5 protein-coding genes and 1 pseudogene are annotated in these 2742 nt (G+C 59.7%); 2 read left to right on the plus strand and 4 right to left on the minus strand.

Features of this window, described 5'->3' with window-relative positions; genetic code table 11:
• A partial coding sequence (locus WCA53_RS15250) for a DUF7024 domain-containing protein (protein ID WP_423911759.1) occupies positions 1 to 180 on the plus strand: 180 nt, incomplete at its 5' end.
• A 312-nt stretch (positions 181 to 492) separates the two neighbouring features.
• Positions 493 to 663, plus strand: coding sequence for a hypothetical protein (locus tag WCA53_RS15255; RefSeq protein WP_423911762.1), 171 nt, complete (start codon positions 493 to 495; stop codon positions 661 to 663).
• 135 nt (positions 664 to 798) lie between these two features.
• On the opposite strand, the gene WCA53_RS15260 is transcribed toward WCA53_RS15255, so the two are convergent.
• From WCA53_RS15260 to WCA53_RS15275, 4 genes and pseudogenes are all read right to left on the minus strand, one after another.
• A complete protein-coding gene (locus WCA53_RS15260) occupies positions 799 to 1206 on the minus strand; it encodes a response regulator (protein ID WP_423911765.1) in 408 nt (135 codons plus the stop codon).
• A gap of 93 nt (positions 1207 to 1299) precedes the next feature.
• The gene (locus WCA53_RS15265) at positions 1300 to 1515 is read right to left on the minus strand and encodes a hypothetical protein (protein WP_423911767.1); all 216 of its coding nucleotides are present in this window, start codon (positions 1513 to 1515) and stop codon (positions 1300 to 1302) included.
• Positions 1516 to 1587: 72 nt separating this feature from the next.
• Positions 1588 to 2319, minus strand: coding sequence for a helix-turn-helix domain-containing protein (locus WCA53_RS15270; RefSeq protein ID WP_423911770.1), 732 nt, complete (start codon positions 2317 to 2319; stop codon positions 1588 to 1590).
• A gap of 176 nt (positions 2320 to 2495) precedes the next feature.
• Positions 2496 to 2742, minus strand: a pseudogene (locus WCA53_RS15275) (FAD/NAD(P)-binding oxidoreductase); the annotation flags it as partial.

The following is a 2742-nucleotide window of genomic DNA, read 5'->3' on the forward strand; positions in this document are numbered from 1 at the left end:
GTCGAGCATCAGGTCGTTCTGACAGACAGCTTCGAGATCAGCATTCCATTCGACCTAGGCGGCCAGAAGATCTCGCGGATAGAACTGTCGCCGCCCGTTCCGACATCGCCAAAATCGCTCGGCATGAATGGCGATCCTCGCGAGATTGGGATCGGTCTTAGGTCCTTAAAAATCCAATAACGATCTTTAAAGTGGGCGGCGTAGGATCTTCAGAAATCCCTCGTCGCCCTCTGTCCTCAACTTCCCCGCTTCAACTGAACAGTGACGCCAGCCCTGGTAGACGTTATGCGCCGTGCCGTGGAGCGCGGCGTGCGCGGGCGATCCGGCAGGGTGGCTGGCCGCCTCATCCATGTACGTCACCGAAGATCCACTCCGCATAATAGCGTCACGCGCGCCAAGCCAAGGCCCGCTTCGTGCTGTGGCAGCTAACGAACGCTGGCAAGCGCGCTGGGTGCTTGCCCCCGATCATCACCAACACAAGAGAACGATCCAATGACCCTGATTATTTACCTCGTAGGCTGGCTGATCTTTATCGGTGGGGTGTCGTGGGCGCTGGTCGCCATGCACGTGGCACAACACACCATCCTGATCGTGGCCGTGATCATGCTAGGCATCGCAGTCATCACCGGCGCCACGCGCGTGCGCAATCGCGATCGGTCATAGCGCAACCAAAAGGACATCAAGGACATCAAGGAGCACGGTGCACCGCCCAGACATCGTGCACCGCACGCGATCCGCGATCCTCGTCGCGAACGACGATCCCTACAAACTCACTGCTACAAGCTCCCTACGAGGTCGCTACATGGACCGCGAGTTGAGCGAATCCCGGATGAGCGTGATGAGCGTGTCAGGGTGTGCGGGCTTCGTCATGAAGTGCTGGAACCCTTCGCCGATACTTCGCAGGCGGTACTCGTCTTCGTCATGCCCCGTAAGTGCAATCGCCACCGAGGGCGTCAGCTTGCAACGAATCTCATGGTCACGCAGGCGCTGGATCAGATAGAAGCCGTCCATCATGGGCAGGTCAATGTCGCAAATGACCGCGTCGGGCAGTTCCCTGATCGCGGTCTCCGCGCCCTCTTCGGCATCCGCAACCGCAACCACGTCCGCCCCTTCCCCCTCAAGCAACATTCGCAATGATTCCCTGCTCTCTAAATCGTCTTCGATCAAAACGATCTTGGCATGCCCCAGTCTCGATACTTCGTTCATCATTGTCTTCGTTTAACTGCTAAATCTGGATCCCAGCACCCTTCATTCACCTGCACTTCCCGTCATCTACCTGACTTGCAAGATCCTGGCGGCTCAGCCTGAAATCCATGCGGCACCGTGTTGTACGCCGCGCGCGCCGGTGTCGAACGTCGCGCAGTTCAAAAATTCGACGGCGCAGTATGCCGTATCGCCTTCGTGCACCAAATTAGCAAAAACCAGGCCGCGTCGAGACTTTACCTGCAGAACGCCCCCGCGAACCGCTAGCACGCTGCGTTTGCAGAAATCATCAGATGTTTTAATGAGCGTCATTCCACCCGCATAAGTGATGCGCTAAGTGACACGCGACAGGTAATTTCGCGCATTGGCCACGCCTGAATTGCGTCAGGCCGGATGCTTCGGCGCCGAATGATTCGAATGCAGCAGCGCGCGATATTCGGTCGGCGTCAGCCCGACCGTCGCCTTGAATTGCCGTGTGAACGCGCTATGGTCCGTGTAGCCGCATAACGCGGCGACATCGGTTACCTTGTCGTTGGTGACGAGCAGCGCAGTCGCCGCGTCCAGTCGCGTTTTCAACAACACCTGGCGCGGCGTCAGATGGAAAACCTTATGAAAATACCGCTCCAGTTGCGCGATTGACATGTTGGCCATGGCCGCGAGGTGCGGCATGTTGAGCGGCAGCACGAAGTTATCCTGGATATGCTGAACCACGTTGGCGAGCCGGGTATACGCGGGATGGGTGCCCTCGGCCGCCTGCAGGTCGCGGGAAATGCCGGCGAGTCCGACCACCTTCCCATTGGCGTCGTGCAAAGGCTGCTTGCAGGTCATGCACCAGCCCGGCTGGCGGCCCGGATACAGATGAAGCTCCAACTGGTCGAGCATCTGGTTGCCATGCGTGATCACGGCCTCGTCCTGAGCCGTATAAATGCGCCCAAAGCGCTGCGGGAAAACTTCTTCCGCCCGCTTGCCAATCAGCGCCTGTTTGTCTTTGTGACCGCAGCGCGAAGCGAGCGCGCGGTTCACCAGCGCGTAGCGCGCCTCTTCGTCCTTCACGAAGAAGACGATGTCGGGCATTGCGTCGAAAACCGGTTCCAGCAGCCTGAAATGCTGCAGCATGACGTCAAGCGTCGACGCGCTCGCGGGCGTTCGCAACGTGGCAGGCAGGCCGGGAAGCGTCGCACCGTCATCAGTCGTGGTCGTCATTCGGTTCTCGCTGGCGTGGTCAGTGAATGCGAGTGCCGGGCACAATGCAAGCACCGGTTGCGTCAGATTATAGAGGCGCTCCGGACTCGTCAAAATGACGCTAAAGTCTCGCCATCGTCCCCGGCCGCCATCAGCGTCTCTATTCGCGCAGGGCTGAATGGCGGACGTGGCGGCGGCACGTCCCAATTGAACAGCGTGGCTGCCGCCGCGCCGCACACGCGGCCCTGGCACGCGCCCATACCGCAACGGGTGTGCAATTTCGCATCGCGCCAGGTGGCATGGACCGCCACAGCGCCGAGCGTGACGTCTTCGCATCGGCAGAGTACGGTGTCCTTC

Origin of the sequence: Caballeronia sp. (genome assembly GCF_049581465.1) — a bacterium.
In the GTDB taxonomy this organism is placed as follows: domain Bacteria; phylum Pseudomonadota; class Gammaproteobacteria; order Burkholderiales; family Burkholderiaceae; genus Caballeronia.

Bases quoted from the DNA above. Each gene is read 5' to 3' on its own strand.
- WCA53_RS15270 (WP_423911770.1), bottom strand. From the start codon at position 2,319: ATGCTGCAGCATTTCAGGCTGCTGGAACCGGTTTTCGACGCAATGCCC.
- WCA53_RS15265 (WP_423911767.1), bottom strand. From the start codon at position 1,515: ATGACGCTCATTAAAACATCTGATGATTTCTGCAAACGCAGCGTGCTA.
- WCA53_RS15260 (WP_423911765.1), bottom strand. From the start codon at position 1,206: ATGAACGAAGTATCGAGACTGGGGCATGCCAAGATCGTTTTGATCGAA.
- WCA53_RS15255 (WP_423911762.1), top strand. From the start codon at position 493: ATGACCCTGATTATTTACCTCGTAGGCTGGCTGATCTTTATCGGTGGG.